At 59.5% G+C, this 15,225-nt stretch carries 13 protein-coding genes and 1 pseudogene; 4 read left to right on the top strand and 10 right to left on the bottom strand.

All coding sequences use genetic code 11. The features are described from left to right. The 6 genes and pseudogenes from ACILSE_RS01795 to ACILSE_RS01770 all read right to left on the bottom strand — a co-directional run. A pseudogene (locus ACILSE_RS01795) lies at positions 1-724 on the bottom strand (hypothetical protein); the annotation flags it as partial. A gap of 105 nt (positions 725-829) precedes the next feature. After that, on the bottom strand, positions 830-1,306 hold the full coding sequence (locus tag ACILSE_RS01790) for an ExbD/TolR family protein (protein ID WP_395715623.1): 477 nt from the start codon (positions 1,304-1,306) through the stop codon (positions 830-832). A gap of 4 nt (positions 1,307-1,310) precedes the next feature. Continuing rightward, positions 1,311-1,739 (bottom strand): ExbD/TolR family protein, encoded by a 429-nt coding sequence (locus ACILSE_RS01785; protein ID WP_395715622.1) that lies wholly within the window; start codon positions 1,737-1,739, stop codon positions 1,311-1,313. A 39-nt stretch (positions 1,740-1,778) separates the two neighbouring features. Then, positions 1,779-2,612 (bottom strand): MotA/TolQ/ExbB proton channel family protein, encoded by an 834-nt coding sequence (locus ACILSE_RS01780; RefSeq protein ID WP_395715621.1) that lies wholly within the window; start codon positions 2,610-2,612, stop codon positions 1,779-1,781. Positions 2,613-2,653: 41 nt separating this feature from the next. Next, on the bottom strand, positions 2,654-3,580 hold the full coding sequence (locus ACILSE_RS01775; protein WP_395715620.1) for a tol-pal system YbgF family protein: 927 nt from the start codon (positions 3,578-3,580) through the stop codon (positions 2,654-2,656). A gap of 29 nt (positions 3,581-3,609) precedes the next feature. Beyond that, positions 3,610-6,528, bottom strand: a complete 2,919-nt coding sequence (locus ACILSE_RS01770) for a tetratricopeptide repeat protein (protein ID WP_395715619.1) — start codon at positions 6,526-6,528, stop codon at positions 3,610-3,612. Between the two features lie 287 nt (positions 6,529-6,815). Between ACILSE_RS01770 and ACILSE_RS01765 the strand changes: the two genes are divergently transcribed. From ACILSE_RS01765 to ACILSE_RS01750, 4 genes are all read left to right on the top strand, one after another. Next, positions 6,816-7,598 (top strand): ABC transporter ATP-binding protein, encoded by a 783-nt coding sequence (locus ACILSE_RS01765; RefSeq protein ID WP_395715618.1) that lies wholly within the window; start codon positions 6,816-6,818, stop codon positions 7,596-7,598. Further along, the gene (locus tag ACILSE_RS01760; protein WP_395715617.1) at positions 7,595-8,701 is read left to right on the top strand and encodes a sialidase family protein; all 1,107 of its coding nucleotides are present in this window, start codon (positions 7,595-7,597) and stop codon (positions 8,699-8,701) included. The genes ACILSE_RS01765 and ACILSE_RS01760 overlap by 4 nt, the downstream gene beginning before the upstream one ends. A 240-nt stretch (positions 8,702-8,941) precedes the next feature. Continuing rightward, a complete protein-coding gene (locus ACILSE_RS01755) occupies positions 8,942-9,790 on the top strand; it encodes an MYG1 family protein (protein WP_395715616.1) in 849 nt (282 codons plus the stop codon). A 217-nt stretch (positions 9,791-10,007) separates the two neighbouring features. Continuing rightward, entirely contained in the window at positions 10,008-10,643 is a 636-nt protein-coding gene (locus tag ACILSE_RS01750) for a hypothetical protein (protein WP_395715615.1), read from the top strand. A gap of 5 nt (positions 10,644-10,648) precedes the next feature. Here the strand turns inward: ACILSE_RS01750 and ACILSE_RS01745 are convergent, their stop codons facing one another. The 4 genes from ACILSE_RS01745 to purL all read right to left on the bottom strand — a co-directional run bounded on the left by ACILSE_RS01745 (position 10,649) and on the right by purL (position 15,192). Next, positions 10,649-11,965 (bottom strand): N-6 DNA methylase, encoded by a 1,317-nt coding sequence (locus ACILSE_RS01745; protein WP_395715614.1) that lies wholly within the window; start codon positions 11,963-11,965, stop codon positions 10,649-10,651. A 240-nt stretch (positions 11,966-12,205) separates the two neighbouring features. Further along, the gene (locus ACILSE_RS01740; protein ID WP_395715613.1) at positions 12,206-12,487 is read right to left on the bottom strand and encodes a type II toxin-antitoxin system RelE/ParE family toxin; all 282 of its coding nucleotides are present in this window, start codon (positions 12,485-12,487) and stop codon (positions 12,206-12,208) included. 5 nt (positions 12,488-12,492) lie between these two features. Next, entirely contained in the window at positions 12,493-12,723 is a 231-nt protein-coding gene (locus tag ACILSE_RS01735) for a hypothetical protein (RefSeq protein ID WP_395715612.1), read from the bottom strand. Between the two features lie 78 nt (positions 12,724-12,801). Next, entirely contained in the window at positions 12,802-15,192 is a 2,391-nt protein-coding gene (gene purL / locus ACILSE_RS01730) for a phosphoribosylformylglycinamidine synthase subunit PurL (RefSeq protein WP_395715611.1), read from the bottom strand. Between the last annotated feature and the right edge of the window lie 33 nt (positions 15,193-15,225).

Here is a 15,225-nt window from a genome sequence, read left to right as displayed (position 1 = left end):
TCTTCTGCTGCACCTTGTGCTGCAAATCCTGGCTCGCCTGCTGCCCCTGCGCCGTTCCGCCCCCGGGCAGGAAGTCCACCTGCTTGTCCATCACCCCCGTGCTGAACACGATGAACAAGGCCAGCACCCCCAGCCCCGCGTGGATCAAAATGCTCAAAAGCAGCGAGCTCGCCCCCATCTTCCGCCACATCTGCACGAACTTGTTCGGCGGAGGCCCCGTCTCGATGTGCGTCAGCGCGGGCGGGTGATACACCCCGTGTTCGTCCACTGCCACGGCCTCGCCTGCCTCATCGGTCGGCGCCGCGACGGCCACCGCAACAGCCGCGCTGGGCGCGGGCATGGCAGGAGCGACGGCGGAAGGAGCGGGCACGGCCGGTGCCACGCCGGAGGGCGCGGGAACGGCCACAGGCACCGGCGCGGAAGGCGCGGGCGGCGGCATCATCGCCGGCATCGGCATGGTGGGCATGCCGTAGCCAGGAGGATAGCCTCCCGGCATCTGCGGCGGATAGCCTTGTGGCATCGGATAGCCCGGAGGGTAGCCTCCCGGCATCTGCGGCGGATAGCCCTGCGGCATCGGATAGCCCGGCATTTGCGGCGGATACCCCGGCGGCGGCATGTAACCCTGCGGATAGCCCGGCATCTGCGGCGGATACCCCGGCGGCGGTGTGTAGCCAGGCGGCAAGGGCTGCGTGGAACCAGGAGATGGCGGCTGTGACGGATTCATGAGTGGCAGCGGGTCGTTGTTTTGAAATAAAGAGAAGATCTGTCAGCAGGACGTTCTGCCACAGGCTTTCTTGGGGAGAAAAATCAAAGCCTACAATGCAGCGGCTCAGAAGCCCACGTCACTGCCAACCGTGAAGGTCACGTTAGCAACCTTGGCAACCGCGAGGGCGTTAAGCACATCGATCACTCGCTCATAAACTGCCTGCTCCTCGGCCTGGATGGTGACAATGACCTTGGCGTTACGGTTGTCAGCCTCCTGCTTGAGACGCATGAGGGTGGCGGTGAAGTTCGGCAGCTTTTTGTCCGTAGGGGAGTCGAATTCCTCTTCGTTGAGCGTCACGGCACCCGTTTCTTCAATGCCGACGACGATCTCGTCCGGCATCTCCTGGGGGGCATCCGCGCTAGGCGGGGCAAGACCGGGAAGCTGGCTCTTCAATTCACGCTCCACCTTTACCGAGCCAACCATGACCATGAAAAAGAGCATGATGACGAACACCACGTCGATCATGGGCGCGATCTGGAAGCCGACGGCAAGCTGTTCCTGCTCGATCTGGCGTGGTCCTTTTTTTCCGTGTGCAGACATGGGTTTATTCTTTGTTCAGGGCGGAGAATGAGATGTCATCGATGCCCGCCTGGGCGACGATGCTCATCACGCGCTGGATTTCGACGGCCGGCAGTCTTTTGTCGCCACGGATGACAACGCGGTACTTCGGGTTTCCGTTCTTGCGCTGGGTGAGCAAGTCCACAAGGGGCGCCACGTCATCATACTTGGTGTCCTCGAAGGTGATGAGCGCCTTGCCCTTCGCCCAGCGGACGTTGAGGGCGGCCTCGTTCATCATGTTCTTTTCCTTCTTTTTAGCGTCGGCAGCGACAGGGAGCTGGATCTCCTTGTCGATGCGCAACACCTGCGCCGAGGTGATGCTCATGAAGAAAATGAGCAACACCAACAGCACGTCAATCATCGGAGCGATTTGAAACTCCGGTTCGCCGTCACCACCGCCGCCACCGCCGCCCATAGTGTTAGAAGGTCAAGGGTTGAAGTTGAAGGGGAAAACTTATGCGGCCGCCACAGGTGCAGCATCGCCTGCCACCCAGTTCGGGATGGCCGCGTAGAACTCTTCCTCTCCGACGTGCGCGTCCTTGAGGTGGTTGTAGGGCATCTTGCGGAACAATGCGGTGCAGATCTCCTGAAGATCGCTCATTGAGACCTGGAGGCGGTTGCGCAGGAAGTAGAAGAACATGAAGGCCGGCACGGCGATGAACAGGCCTGAGGCGGTGGCGATGAGCACCTCACCGATGGCGCCGGAGAGCTTGGCAGGGTCGCCCGCGCCGCTCGTCTTCAGGGTGGAGAAGGCGCTCATCATGCCCGTCACAGTGCCGGTCAGACCGATCATCGGCGTGCAAACACCGATAACGGAGAGATAGTTGATGCGCGTCTGGATGGCGGCATTGGCCTTGTTCAGTTCGGAGAACAGGGCACCCTCGGTTGCATCATGCCCGTCACCGAGGAAGCTGAGGGCGACACGGGTGGTGTTGCAGAATGCGGAAGGGTTGCCTTTGCAGAACTGGTAGGCACCGACGTAGTCGCCAGCACGGAAAAGATCCTGCACCTGCGCGACCTGGGCGGGAGGAGCCATCTTCTTGATGCCGGTGCGCATCCAAAGATCAACTGTGAGCCAGACGAGAGCGATGGAGCAGGCGGTGATGGGGTACATCACCCAGCCGCCTTCGATGAAGCGGTCAATGAGCGTGTGATGCTCCTCCACCGCAGGCGCCGCCTCACCGGCGGCAGGCTCCTGGGCGAAAACATTGACGGATGCGAAGAGGCCAAACGCCAGCAGGACGCAGAGGAACGCGCGGGCGGGGCCGTTGGGGATGTGGCGGGTCATGGTGGTGGCGGTGTTGGTTTGCATTGGGGATGGGAAAATGTTCAGGCTTTGGGTTTAGATTCGTCTCCTTTGGCTGCCTCGCTCTCTTGGGGCTTGGCTTCGCCGGATTTGCCGTCCGCAGGCGCGGCGGCTTCTTCTTCGATGACATTTTTCATGCCGGCAATCGCGGCTTTCTCTTTCGTGGCCGCCTCGGCGACCTGGGAGCCGGGATAAGAGTCCACAATGCGTGCGAGGAAGGCGGCGGCATCCTCATAGCGACGCATTTTGACCAATGTTTTGGCCGCGTTGAGCTCCGCCTCGGGCACACGCTGCATCTGGGTGCCGTAAAACACCGGAATGCGCAGATAGGCCAGCAACGCCTTCTCCCACTCCTTTTTCCGGGAGTGCACGTCAGCGATGATGTTCCAAAGGGAGGCGCCGATGGCGGAATCATCGGTCTCTTTGAGAATGCTCTGCGCCTCCCCGATGATGGCGACGTAATCCGATGTCGTCTGGCGCTCAATGTCGAGCTGGATGATGCGCAAACGCATTTTTTGCGCATCGGTAAGCTTCAAGGCGCGCAAAGCGGGCAGGGACTTCACCACGTCGTCAAATTTTCCACCTTGGTTGAGAGCCTCGATGTAGGCGAAATACACATCGACAAACCAGTTTCCCTCGATGCCCTCGAAGTTCTCGAAGAAATCACGGCCTTTTTTCAGCACAGCGATGGCCTCCTCCGTCTTCCCTTTGGCAAGAAGGTCGGCGGACTCGGTCAGCTCGGCGGGATAAGGCCATTCGAGGGAGTCGATGTTCTTCTTGTCCACGATGCTCGTGGCCTTCTGCTCGCCGATCTGGATTGTGCGGATGATTTTCCCGTCCTGCAGCGAGAACTCGGAGGAGAAGATGCGGTTGCCATCCTTGAGCACGATGGCTTGTCCGAAGGCGGAGCCAGCGGCGAGCAGCGAGAGGGCGAGGATGAATGCGCGCATGACTGTCATGAAGTGGGTTCGCATGAGGATCACAGGGTGGCGACGAGTTGCTGGGCTTGTTTCATTTCCGGCTGCTCCTGGAGATCCTTGCGGGCGATCATTTCCTGGAGCGTTTTCTTCGCCTCTTCACGCTTTCCGAGCGCAATGAAGGATTTCGCGCAATTGAGGTAGGCCTTCGCCATCTCGTCCTTCCATTTCTGATGAGCGATGAAGACACGCTGATAGTAGGCGATGGCGGCCTCATGCTTGCCGTTGCCAGCCTCGATGTCTCCGAGCATGCGCAGGGCGTTGGCAGTGGCATGACCGCGCCATTCTTTCGTATTGGCGATCTGCTCGAAGATTTTCTTCGCCTCGTCAGGCTTCTTGAGCTTGGCAAGCGTCTTGGCCTCTCCCTGCGTGGCGTCGAGAACGCGGGAGCTGCCGGGGTAGTTCGTCAGGGCGTCACGGAACAATTCCAGCGCCTTGTCGAACTCACCCTTTTCAAAGGCGATCTCGGCCAGGCCAACCGGCGCACCATCTGAATACTCACTGTCCTTGAAATAGTCTTTAAGGCGTACGTAGCAGGCGTTGGCCTTGTCCAGATCACCTTTTTTGCGGGCGCTGTCACCCACGGTGGCCAGAAGCATCGGACTGAGGTCGTCCGGCTTCGCCACCTCGATGATAACGTTGAAGAACTTCTCCGCCTTGTCATTGACCTTCATCGTCTTGGCGAGCCAGGTCTTGGCGAAGAGGATGCGCATCTGCGCGGTACCGTTCATGGCCTCCTGAGGCGGTGTGAGCAGCGTTTCGAGCTGCTTTTCCACGTCCTCAAAGGTGAGTTCGGGCGCGGGTGCTGGAGCAGGTGCCGCAGCGGCCGCGTCAGCGGGCTTGGCACCGTCTGGCGGCGTTGGAGACGGGGCTTCAGCGGCAGCGGCTGCACGGCGGCGTTTCGGAGCGCTGATGCTCACGAGCTGCTGGATGAGCCCTTCCACCTGCTGGTTCGCGGGATTGGCGATACGAGTCTTGATGTGCTCAGAGAGGAGCTTCTTCGCCTCCTCCAGCTTGCCTTCCTTGATGCGTGCCCGGCTGATCCACAAGATGGCCTTGAGGGAAAGGTCGTCGTTGTCCTTGTGGGTGTTGTAGTAGCGCTCCCACATGTCGGCCAGTTCCTTCCACTTGTCGGAGCCGACGTAGAGGTCGGTGACTTGGTCCATGGCGTAATTGAGCACGTCATCAGTCTTCGCCTTGTCCACGGCGGCGGCGAAGTTGACCATGGCGTTCTCATAATCGACCTTCTGATTGTAGATATCCCCCAGCAGCGCGTGGACCTGACCGATGTTCTGGTCATTCGGAGCGTCTTTGATAATGCTGAGGAGTTCCTCAAGCGCGTCGTCCTTGTCACCGCCTTGGAAGTTGATGAAGGCGATGCGATAGCGCGCATCCACCACATACTGCCCCTTCGGATTTTCCTTGATGTAATTCTTGAGCGCCTTCATCACGCTCTTGTAATCATTCTGGTAGAAGTAGCTCAGGGCGATGCGGTAGAGCGCGTCATCCTTGTAGCTCACCTCGTTGGGAAACTCAGAGACGAGAAGCTCGAAAGCCGTGCGGGCCTCGTCGAACTTCTGCATTTCAAAGAGCACGCTGCCTTTCAGGAAACGCAGGCGGGCCTTATCTGCCTTCGGGAAGCTCTCAGCCTTCGCAAACGCATCCACCGCCTCCTTCAACTGTTTGTTCTGGTAGGCCAGCATGCCGTACATTTCAGAAATCTGGCCGATCATGTCGCTGTCCGGGAAGTTATCGATGAACTTCTGGCAAAGTTCCCGGGCGTCCTTGATGCGCTTGAGCGCGGCGTTCACCATGATGAGGCCGAACATGCACTTGTCGCGCTGCGGGAACTCCTTGTAATCGTTGACGATGACCTCGAAGGCCAGCGTGGCCTGCCAGAGGCGGGAAGCATCACCTACCGTGCCGTCTTCCTTCGGCGCGCCCATCTCATAGTAGCAGCGACCCAGACGATAATAGAGGGAGGCGTCGTAATCCGTGCGCTTCTCGATCTCGGCCATGATCTCCTGGTTGGCCTTCAGCTTGGTCTCGATCTCGTCCTTGCGCACGCCTTTGGCGGTCTTGAGCTGGGCCTCCAGCTTTTTGATCTGTTCGGTCTGGATGCGCGAGATTTCCGCCTTCTTGCGCACAAGCTGGTAGGCTCCCAAGGCCTCACGGAAGGCTTTTTTCTCCATCATCTCGTCACCGAGCTTCAGATAGATATTGTTCATCTGGGCGATGCTGTCACCGCCGGAGGCAAAGTTGCGCACCTTGTCCATCAGAGCGCCTGCCTCGTCGAGCTTGCCCTGGCTGACGTAGAGGTTAGCCGCAAGCATCGCCGCCTGGATCGACTCCGCGCTGCGGATGCCGTCCGCGAGCACGGAAGTGAGAATTTCAAGCGCCTTGTCCTTCTGGTCTTTTTTTCCCAGTGTGTCGGCGATGATGAGCCCTGCCTCGGCCTTTTTCTCGGGCGAGTTGCGCACCACGTCGGTCAGCACTTCGATGCCCTTGTCCTCCTGCTTGCTCGCGATGTAGGAACGGCCCAGCGCCATTCGCACGTCGATGATCGCCGCGCCCTGAGGAAACTCCTTCACAAAGGCCTCCAGCGTCTCGATCGCCTTGGCGTAGTTGTTCATGTTGTAATGGCAGGCGCCCTCGATGAACATGATGCCCTCGAAGGGCTTGTTGTTCAGATTCTTCTTTGCCTGATCCAACTTGGCCAGGGCTTCTTGATATTTGGCCTCGGCAAAAAGAGCGCCTGCGGCATTCACCAGCGCCTCGGTCTCCTGCTGAATGTTCAGAGCGGCAGGGGCAGCAGCTGGAGCCCCAGGGGCGGCGGGAGGTGTGCCGGGCGCGGGTGGAGCCTGGGTAAACCCGGGCGTGGCTACGGCCAGAACCAGTGCGGCGCAAAAAATCGTTCTCATGTGATGCAGGGGGCTTTCCACGACGCGGCAAAATACAAAAAAACAACGACTCCGCGCAAGCTTGGAATTACGCGCATCATCGCGAGTGTTTGCGCAGGATGGTTGGACTGCTTCGAAGACTGGCATTTTTTCGGGAAAGAAGGACTGAGATTAGCAGGATGGTCATTTTTGTCACGGGAGAAAAAACAAAAGGACAAATTCCATCCCCTCACGCTTCTTCTTTTCGCCTCCCTCCCGCCTCAATCCTGAGTCGACATCCATCCTTCGTCATTCAACAATCCACCTGCATGCCTGCTCCAGTTCTCGAAGTTTCCGACATCACTTTCCGCCGCGGACGTCCCATTTTGAAGGGCATTTCCTGGCGCGTCGATCCCGGCCAGCACTGGTGCGTTCTCGGCCCGAACGGCTGCGGCAAGACCTCCCTCATCAACATCATCACTGGTTACGACAGCGCCACCGGTGGCGAGCTACGCATCGGCGAGAGCGTGTTTGGCGACGATGACTGGCGCGCCGTGCGCCAGCGCGTCGGTCTGGTCACGAACACGCTCACGACCTACCTCGAAAGCGGAGAGCCCGTGCTCGATGTCATCGCCAGCGGTCGGGAGGCCAAACTGAACCTCATAGAACTGCCCGGCCCGGCCGTTTTTCGCGAAGCGCGAAAGCTGCTCAGGCAAGTCGGCTGTGATTACCTGCGCGACGCCCTCTGGGGCCCGCTTTCCCAGGGCGAGAAGCAAAAAGTGCTCATCTGCCGGGCGCTGATGGCCAAGTTCAAGGTGCTCATCCTCGACGAGCCCTGCGCCGGCCTCGACCCCGTCGCACGCGAGCACTATCTTCAGTGGATGCAGTCCCTCGCCGCCCGGCCGAAGTCCCCCTCCCTCGTCATGGTCACCCACCACGTCGAAGAAATCCTCCCCGCCATCACCCACTGCCTGCTTCTCAAAGACGGACGCGTCCATGCCGCCGGCGCGAAGCACGACATCCTCAGCAGCGCGAACCTCAGCGCGATTTACGGCTCCACCGTGAAGCTCACACGCCATGGAGAACGTTATGCGCTGCGACTCGCCGCATGAAAACGATAACCTCCCTCCTGCTCGCCGCCTTCGTTGCCTCCGCCGCCGAAGTGCGCCTCGAACGTGTCCCTGAGGACGGCGTGCAGCCGCAAATCGTCACCACCAGCGACGGCACGCGGCATCTCGTCTATCTCAAAGGTGATCCACGCGGCTGCAACGTGCGCCACGCCATCAAAAAACCGGGGGCGGCTGAATGGAGCACACCGCGCACGGTGAACAGCACGCCGGATTCCGCCGTAGCCGCCGGCACCATCCGCGGAGCGCAAATCGCCGTCGGCAAAGACGATTCGCTGCACATCGTCTGGAACGGCATCGGCGATCACAAGCGCCACATCCCCTCCCCGCTGTATTACACGCGCTCCCTTGGTAGCGGCGGCTTCGAGCCGCAGCGCGATCTGCGCGCCGACACCCAGGCGCTTGACGGCGGCGCCTCCGTCGCAGCGAGCGCGAAAGGCGAAGTCTTCGTCGTCTGGCACGGCGCTCAGGCAGGCTCACAGCCGGGCGAAATCAACCGCCGCGTCTATGTCCTCAAATCCACCGACAACGGCCAGACCTTCGCCGCACCGAAGATCGCCAACGCCGACGATCCAGGCGTCTGCGCCTGCTGCTCGCTCAAAACCTTCGTCGCGCCCACTGGCGAACTGCTCACGCTTTACCGCGCCGCACGCACCATGAGCCAGCGCGACATCGTGCTCATGACCTCACGCGACGGCGGCGAAAGCTTCCAGCACCGCGATGTCGGCCCGTGGGCCATCAACGCCTGCCCCATGAGCAGTGCCAGTGTCATCAGCGCCGGAACCAAGACCCGCGCCGCATGGGAGGCCGAAGGCAAAGTCTTCACATCGTTGCTCGATGCCACTTCCGACGCGCTCGCGGTTTCCAACGACAAAGCGCGTCACCCATCTCTCGCCATCAACTCCAAAGGCGAAACGCTCGTCTCCTGGAGCATCGGAACCGGCTGGCAAAAAGGCGGCCAGCTTGGCTGGCTCGTGCTCGACGCCTCCGGCCGCCCCACCGCCACACACGGCACCCAGCCCGGCGTGCCCGTCTGGGGCTTCACAGCGACTTATGCGGACGGCGAAAACTTCGTCATTCTTTACTGAGCATCGCGAGACTGAAGCCCCCGAGTTGAAAGGTGAAGCCACGGCCTCGAAGGATTTGCTGGACCTGGATGTGGCTGAGGTTATGCGACAGCATCCAAGGGATGGAATTTGTCATTTTGTTGCCCACGGACGTCGTTTCTGGCGAAGCATGCGCGACGCTCGTCGCATGATAAATGAGGATGACGTGAGGGTCCCTTCAGGTTAGGGCCATGGGTTTCTTCTTCGTCCTTCTCTTCCTTCATGCTTTCTCTCATCCTCACTCATCCCGGTGGCGCTCATAAAGATGAACTGCTCGCCTGCGCCCTGCTGGCGGCGGTGCATCGCGTGCCGATTGTGCGACGGGAGCCGACGCCGGAAGATCTCGCTGATCCCACCATCGCCGTGGTCGATGTGGGAGGCGAGCATGAGCCGGAAAGGCATAACTTTGACCATCATCAGTTTCCCGCCGACCATCCGCCCGTGTGTTCACTGAGCCTCGTGCTACAGCATCTCGGCGTGTATGAGGACGCACGCGAGTTTTGCGACTGGCTTGAGCCGGCCGAGTGGTTCGACACACGCGGGCCGAATGTGACGGCGAAATGGCTGGGCGTGGATCGAGACACGATGAACAGGCTCAACTCGCCCATCGACGTGACCGTTCTGCGCCGCTTCGCCAAAGCCAGGCGACTGGAGCCCGGCGAGCCGCTGTGGGAAATGCTCGGCTACATCGGCCAGGACCTGCTGGACTACCCGCGGGAGCTGCGCAGCCGCCTCGACTTCATCGCGCAGAACGCGGTGATTTGGAATGTGGGCGATCACGAGGTGCTCTTCCTTCCACGCACCGATCCCGTGCCGGACGATCCCTCCGCCAGCATCGGGCGCTACCTCGAAAGCATCGGCAAGAGCAGCGCCGTGGCCGCGCTGATCTACCCAGACCGCCGCGGCAGCGGCTACGGCCTCTCCCGCCACAACGACGACCCACGCTACGACTTCACCCGCATCGAAAAGGAGCCCGATGTCCACTTCGCCCACGCCCGTGGCTTTGTGGCGAAAACCTCCGCGTCGGAGCTCACCCGCGTGAAGGAACTCCTTGGCTTGGCAAAGATATAGTCACCACCTCGAAGCGAGCCTGCCGCCGAGAGGAAAGGGAGAAGCCACGGCCTCGGCGGTCTGCCCGGCTCTGGAGGTGCCAGAGATTCTGCCGCAGCAGTCGAGGTGCGGCATCAGTCGATTTGCTGCCCACCCACGTCGTGTCCCAAAAGGGCGAGAGTTCAGGACCGCCTTGTGAAATTGTTGCCAACCGTTCTTCTTTTCCTACCCTTTCAAGATGCCAGAAGTTCAATCACACGGCTTCACCTTCGAAAAGTGGGTGAAGCAGCAGTTCTTTGGAGGATACGAGGGAAGCTACATGCAAAAGTGGGATGTTGCCGCCGAGCACAATAACAGCGTGCGTATTCCCGAGTGTTTTAGAAACCTCCCTGTGTCCATCAAGACGGCCAAACGCGGCAGCCCGATTGGGCTGGGTGATGTGTTGAGGCAACGACAAATCGACCAGCCATTCGTTATGATAGTGGGTTTTTGGGAGCAAACTTCGAAAACTGAGAAGCGAATCACTGAGGTGGGCTATGCGCGTTTTACCGCTGACACGTGGGAGTCGCTTTGGGGCGAACTTTGTGTCGATCAACTGCGTGAATTGGATAGGGTCGTCAAAAATTTGAATGAGCACTATTCAACGGTGCGCCAGAAGGCCAAGCTTTGGAAGGTGCAAGCCGTTGTTCGCTCCTGCAAAATTGTCATCAATCCAAAAATTGACTCAAAAGTGCAGCGTCGAATTCAGTGCTCGCTGCCTGTCGATATTTTCTGGCAGTTTGCTTCACAAGATAAGCAGACGAATGCAGAGGTGACTTTATGGGGTGCGGCATTCCCCAATCCAATCATCTCACCGCCCCGCTCATTCAAATAACCGTTTCATGCAGCCTGTCTCGTCGGTTCAATCTCAGGCGATCTAAAGGGCGTTGGTGGACAAGCAAGACCATCAAGGACCAAGTCATTTGAGAGCATAAAGCGTGCTGGCAGGCGGAGCTCTGCTAAAGAGGCTTTCGACACGCTCATGGTTCCCACTCCTTTCGCAATGCGTCGAACCGCAGACCGCCCCACCTCGCTATTGAACCAGTTAAATATGCCTGAAGCGTCGACCTTCACCATCGGACTAAGGATGTGAATCCAGTCGTCAGCCTGCGCCTCAATTCCTTCTTCAATTAAAGCTGTTCTACCATAGCACCCGGCTCCGACTCTGACGAAAAGCAGCTCTCCAGCCTTAACTCTGGAATCCTCACAGTACATGTTCCCATCGACGCGGATGTGAGCACAGTCTTGGGTGAGGCGAAGTCCTCCATCGGGTGAAAGGTTCTTCGCTCTCAGTAAAATGATGCGATCTTTGCCTGGAGAATCCAAAAGCTCCCGCTGGTGGCCATAAGCTGCGTAGCCTGTTCTTAAGCGAAACAAATCGCCCAGTCTGACAGTCGGCTCGTCACCATGGGTCGGGTTCAAAAACGCTTCCGGCCTCCAATCGTCACAATCAGCCAAGACGACCGTTTTCCAGCGTGCGTCCTTTTTTCGCCATGCGGACAGCTTCAAAGGGAGTAATTCGCCAAGAGTAGCGCATTCAAGCAACGCGGTGGGCTCTCGGTAGGGCTGAGCGCTGACCGGCAGCTTCTTGGCAATTAAAATGTTGGTCTTTGCTGATGTCTTTGAAAAGATTCCTCGTGGCAAACTGATGATGGCTTCGACATGAGCACGGCGAAGCAGCCAATCACGAACATATTTGAACGGCTTGTTACTGAATGGACCGTCGGGCAGGATGACCGCGATACGTCCATTCATTTTGGCAAGCTTCACGAAGAGCTCCAAAAACAACACTTCGAGGCATTGAGAGGATCTTCCAGCCCCAAGATCAAAACCACGCAGCACATCGCCACGCTTCTCCAAGTTCCCTTGGGCTTGAAAAGGTGGGTTTCCGATTGCGAGATCAAATGAGCCCCATTGAGCAACTAAACTTGTTAACGCATCGCCATGAAAAAAACGATCGCTTGGCAGCAAAGACCGTGACAGTTCCGCATACCTTGGATCGACTTCACAACCGTAAATGTCGATCCCAGATGGTGCTGTTCTCAAAAACGAACCATCACCACAGCTAGGATCGATGACCTTTTGTTTGGAACGTGTCCCCACCATCTTGAACATGGTTTGAGACACGATTTCTGGGGTGAAGAATTGGCCAATCATGAATTCTTGTACCGAATTCTGTACCGGAAATCAACATGATGAATGCCCAAATACTGTTTTCTGTCGGTACCAAGCTGGAGGGCTTCAATAATACTTCACCACCCCATCCTTCCACAGCGGCTTGAGCTAATCGATGGGGGAATCGATCAAGGTGGTGCCGTTGTGGGAGATGTAGAGGTAGGGGTCACGCGTGGCTTCGCCGATGATGACGAGGTCGTTGCTTTCGGGGTGAAATTCATTTCAGCGCCTCTTGTCCCCGTAGGCGGGGCTGCGCTTTTGGTGACGAACGACGAGCACTTTCACACGTTCAGGTTCGGCGCGATACAGCAGCTTGTAGGGGAAACGGGAGAACTGGGCCACGCGACGGCCTTTGTCGGTCGGGGGCCAGTGACGCGGATTGCGCTGGATGGTGGCCATGACGGCGAGGAACTCGTCGAAGAAGCGGTCGCCCAAGCCTTCCGATGCGTCTTCGTAGTAGCGCCAGGCGTCGTCGAGATCCTTCTGGACCAGCTTGTGATACACCACCTTCACCGCCGGCGGCTTTGAATGAAGGTCATCATGTCCTCATGCGAGATCGTGGCGGAGGGATCGCGATCCATTTCGGCTTCACGCGCATCGGCGATGGCGTGAAGTTCGGCATCACTGGAGCTGGGCAGGGACTCGGACAGCTCGCCGAGCAGCCGGGTGACGAGGAAACCCAGGTCGGGCAGCGGAAGCGTGCGGGCCGAGGAGTACACTTGGTCGAGGGTCGCTGTCATGCCGTGAGGATAGCGAAACTAGCGGACGGCGACAAGAACGATGTTGGGCGCGTGCGGGTCGAGGACCATCCTGCGAAATCAATAATACTTCACCAGACCATCCTTCCACAGAGGCTTGAGCTGATCGATGGGGGAATCGATCAACGTGGTGCCGTTGTGGGAGATGTAGAGATACGGATCACGCGTGGCTTCGCCGATGATGACGAGGCCGGCTTTTTCGGCGGCGGCGACGTGTTCGGGGGCGATCTCGACGAGGAGGCGGCCCGGGGTTTCGCCGAAGAGGAGTTCGGCGGTGGTGAGGCCGCTACCAGTGACGGGCATCTTGTCAGTGGCGATGCGGAGGCCGGCTTTGCCGCTGAAGGCCATTTCGGCGAGGGCGACGGCGAGGCCGCCTTCACCGATGTCGTGGGCACTGAGGATGGTGCCTTGCTTCACGAGATCGAAGTAGCGGCGGTAGGCGGCCATGCTTTCGGCTTCGTCAAAGGACGGGCCGGCATCGAGGCCGATGCCGCGGGTGTATTTGGCGACGATGCTGCCGCGGAGTCCGGCGCTGGCTTTGCCCAAGACGGCGATCTTGCTGCCGACGCGGCGCAAGGAGGCTCCGACGACGTGCTTGGCGTCCTCGACGATGCCGAAGCCGCTGAGCAGGAGCGTGACGGGGATGGAGACGGGGCCTTCGTCGGTGACGAAGTAGTTGTAGAAGCTGTCCTTGCCGCTGACGAAGGGTGCGCCATACGCGATGGCAGATTTTGCCATGCCCTTGGTGCATTCGACGAGGGCTCCGAGCTCGCGCTCGTTGTCGGGATTGCCCATGCAGAAGTTGTCGAGGATGGCGATGCGGTCGGGATTCGAGCCCATGGCGACGAGCTGGCGCACGCATTCATCGACGACGGCGCGGCCCATGAGATGCGGGTCGGTCTTGCCCCACTCCGGCAGCAAGGCGCAGGCGAGGGAGACGAGTTGATTGCTGCCATCGACGCGGATGACGCTGCCATCCTGTGGGCAATCGCCCGCCGCTCCGGCGAGCGGTTTGAGGACGGTATTGCCCTGCACCTCGTGGTCGTATTCGCGGATGATCGGCTCGCGGGAGACGATGGAGAAATCGGACAGCAAGGTCTTCAGCGTGGCGGTCCAGGATTCCGGACGCACGGGCACGGCGGGCTGCACATCGGCTGGCGTGCGCCATTTCGCCCGCATCTCGCGGCGCGGTGCCTCGTGCAGCGCGGTGACGTGCAAATCGCAGACGGTGGTGCCGTGGTGCATGACTTTGAGCCGCTGCGAGCCGTCGGCCTTCGCGAGCACGAAGATCTCGGTCTGATAAATGTCAGCGAGCTTTTGCAGCTCGGGCAGATCTTTCTCGTCGATGGCGATGACCATGCGCTCCTGCGATTCGCTGATGAAGACCTGCCAGCTTTCCAGATCGGGCGCTTTCAGCGGCGCATTCTCCAGCCACACCTCGCCACCAGTATCGCGCAGCATTTCGCCTGCGGCGGAACTGAAACCTCCCGCGCCGCAATCGGTCACGAACTGGATGAGGCCCTTCTCACGAGCGGCGAGCACCCAATCGGCGACTTTCTTTTCCTCGATGGGATTGCCGATCTGCACGGCGGTCTGGTCTTCCTCATGCGAGTCGGTGGTGAGTTCGGCGGAGGAGAAGGTGGCGCCTTTGAGGCCGTCTTTGCCAGTGCGACCGCCCGCGGCGATGAGCAAATGGCCGGGCTTCACTTCCTTGGCGATGTCCTTGATCGGGATGATGCCGGCGGTGCCGCAGAAGACAAGCGGGTTGTAGATGAAGGTGTCGTCGAACTGGATCGCGCCATTGACGGTGGGGATGCCCATGCGGTTGCCGTAGTCACGCACGCCGCGCACCACGCCACGCATGACGCCGAGCGGATGGATGACGTCCTTGGCCTTGATTTGATCCTGCTCGATGTCCGGCGGGCCAAAGCAGAACACATCGAGCGAGGCGACCGGCTTCGCGCCCTTGCCCGCGCCGAGGATGTCGCGAATCACACCGCCGAGGCCGGTATTTGCTCCCGCGTAGGGTTCGATGGCGCTGGGGTGGTTGTGCGTCTCCACCTTGAGGCAGACGGCCTTGTCGTCATCGAGCTTCACAAAGCCCGCATTGTCCTCGAAGGCGCTGAGCACGAAGTCGGGCTTCGTTTTGCAGATCTCCTCGGTCACCTTGCGGATGTAGGTCTTGAAGAGCCCGTCCACGACCTCCTGCTGGCCGTTGAGCGTATGATAAATCTTCGCGCCAAAGATGCGGTGCTTGCAGTGCTCGCTCCAAGTCTGCGCGATGACTTCCATCTCCACATCCGTCGGCTCGCGGCCTTCATCTTGATAAATCTTCTGCACCGCGAGCATGTCCGCCTTGGACAGCGAGAGCTTCATGCGCTTCGAGAGATCGAAAAGCTGGTCAGCTGTGAGATCGCGGAGGGGGATGGAACGGAAAACGGCTTTGGACATGGGTGGGAGCATTGGACTTGGCGAGAAATGCAA

The sequence above is a fragment of the Prosthecobacter sp. genome, from assembly GCF_044236155.1.
Classification (GTDB): Bacteria; Verrucomicrobiota; Verrucomicrobiia; order Verrucomicrobiales; family Verrucomicrobiaceae; genus Prosthecobacter.
This window is presented reverse-complemented; position numbering and strand designations above follow the sequence as displayed.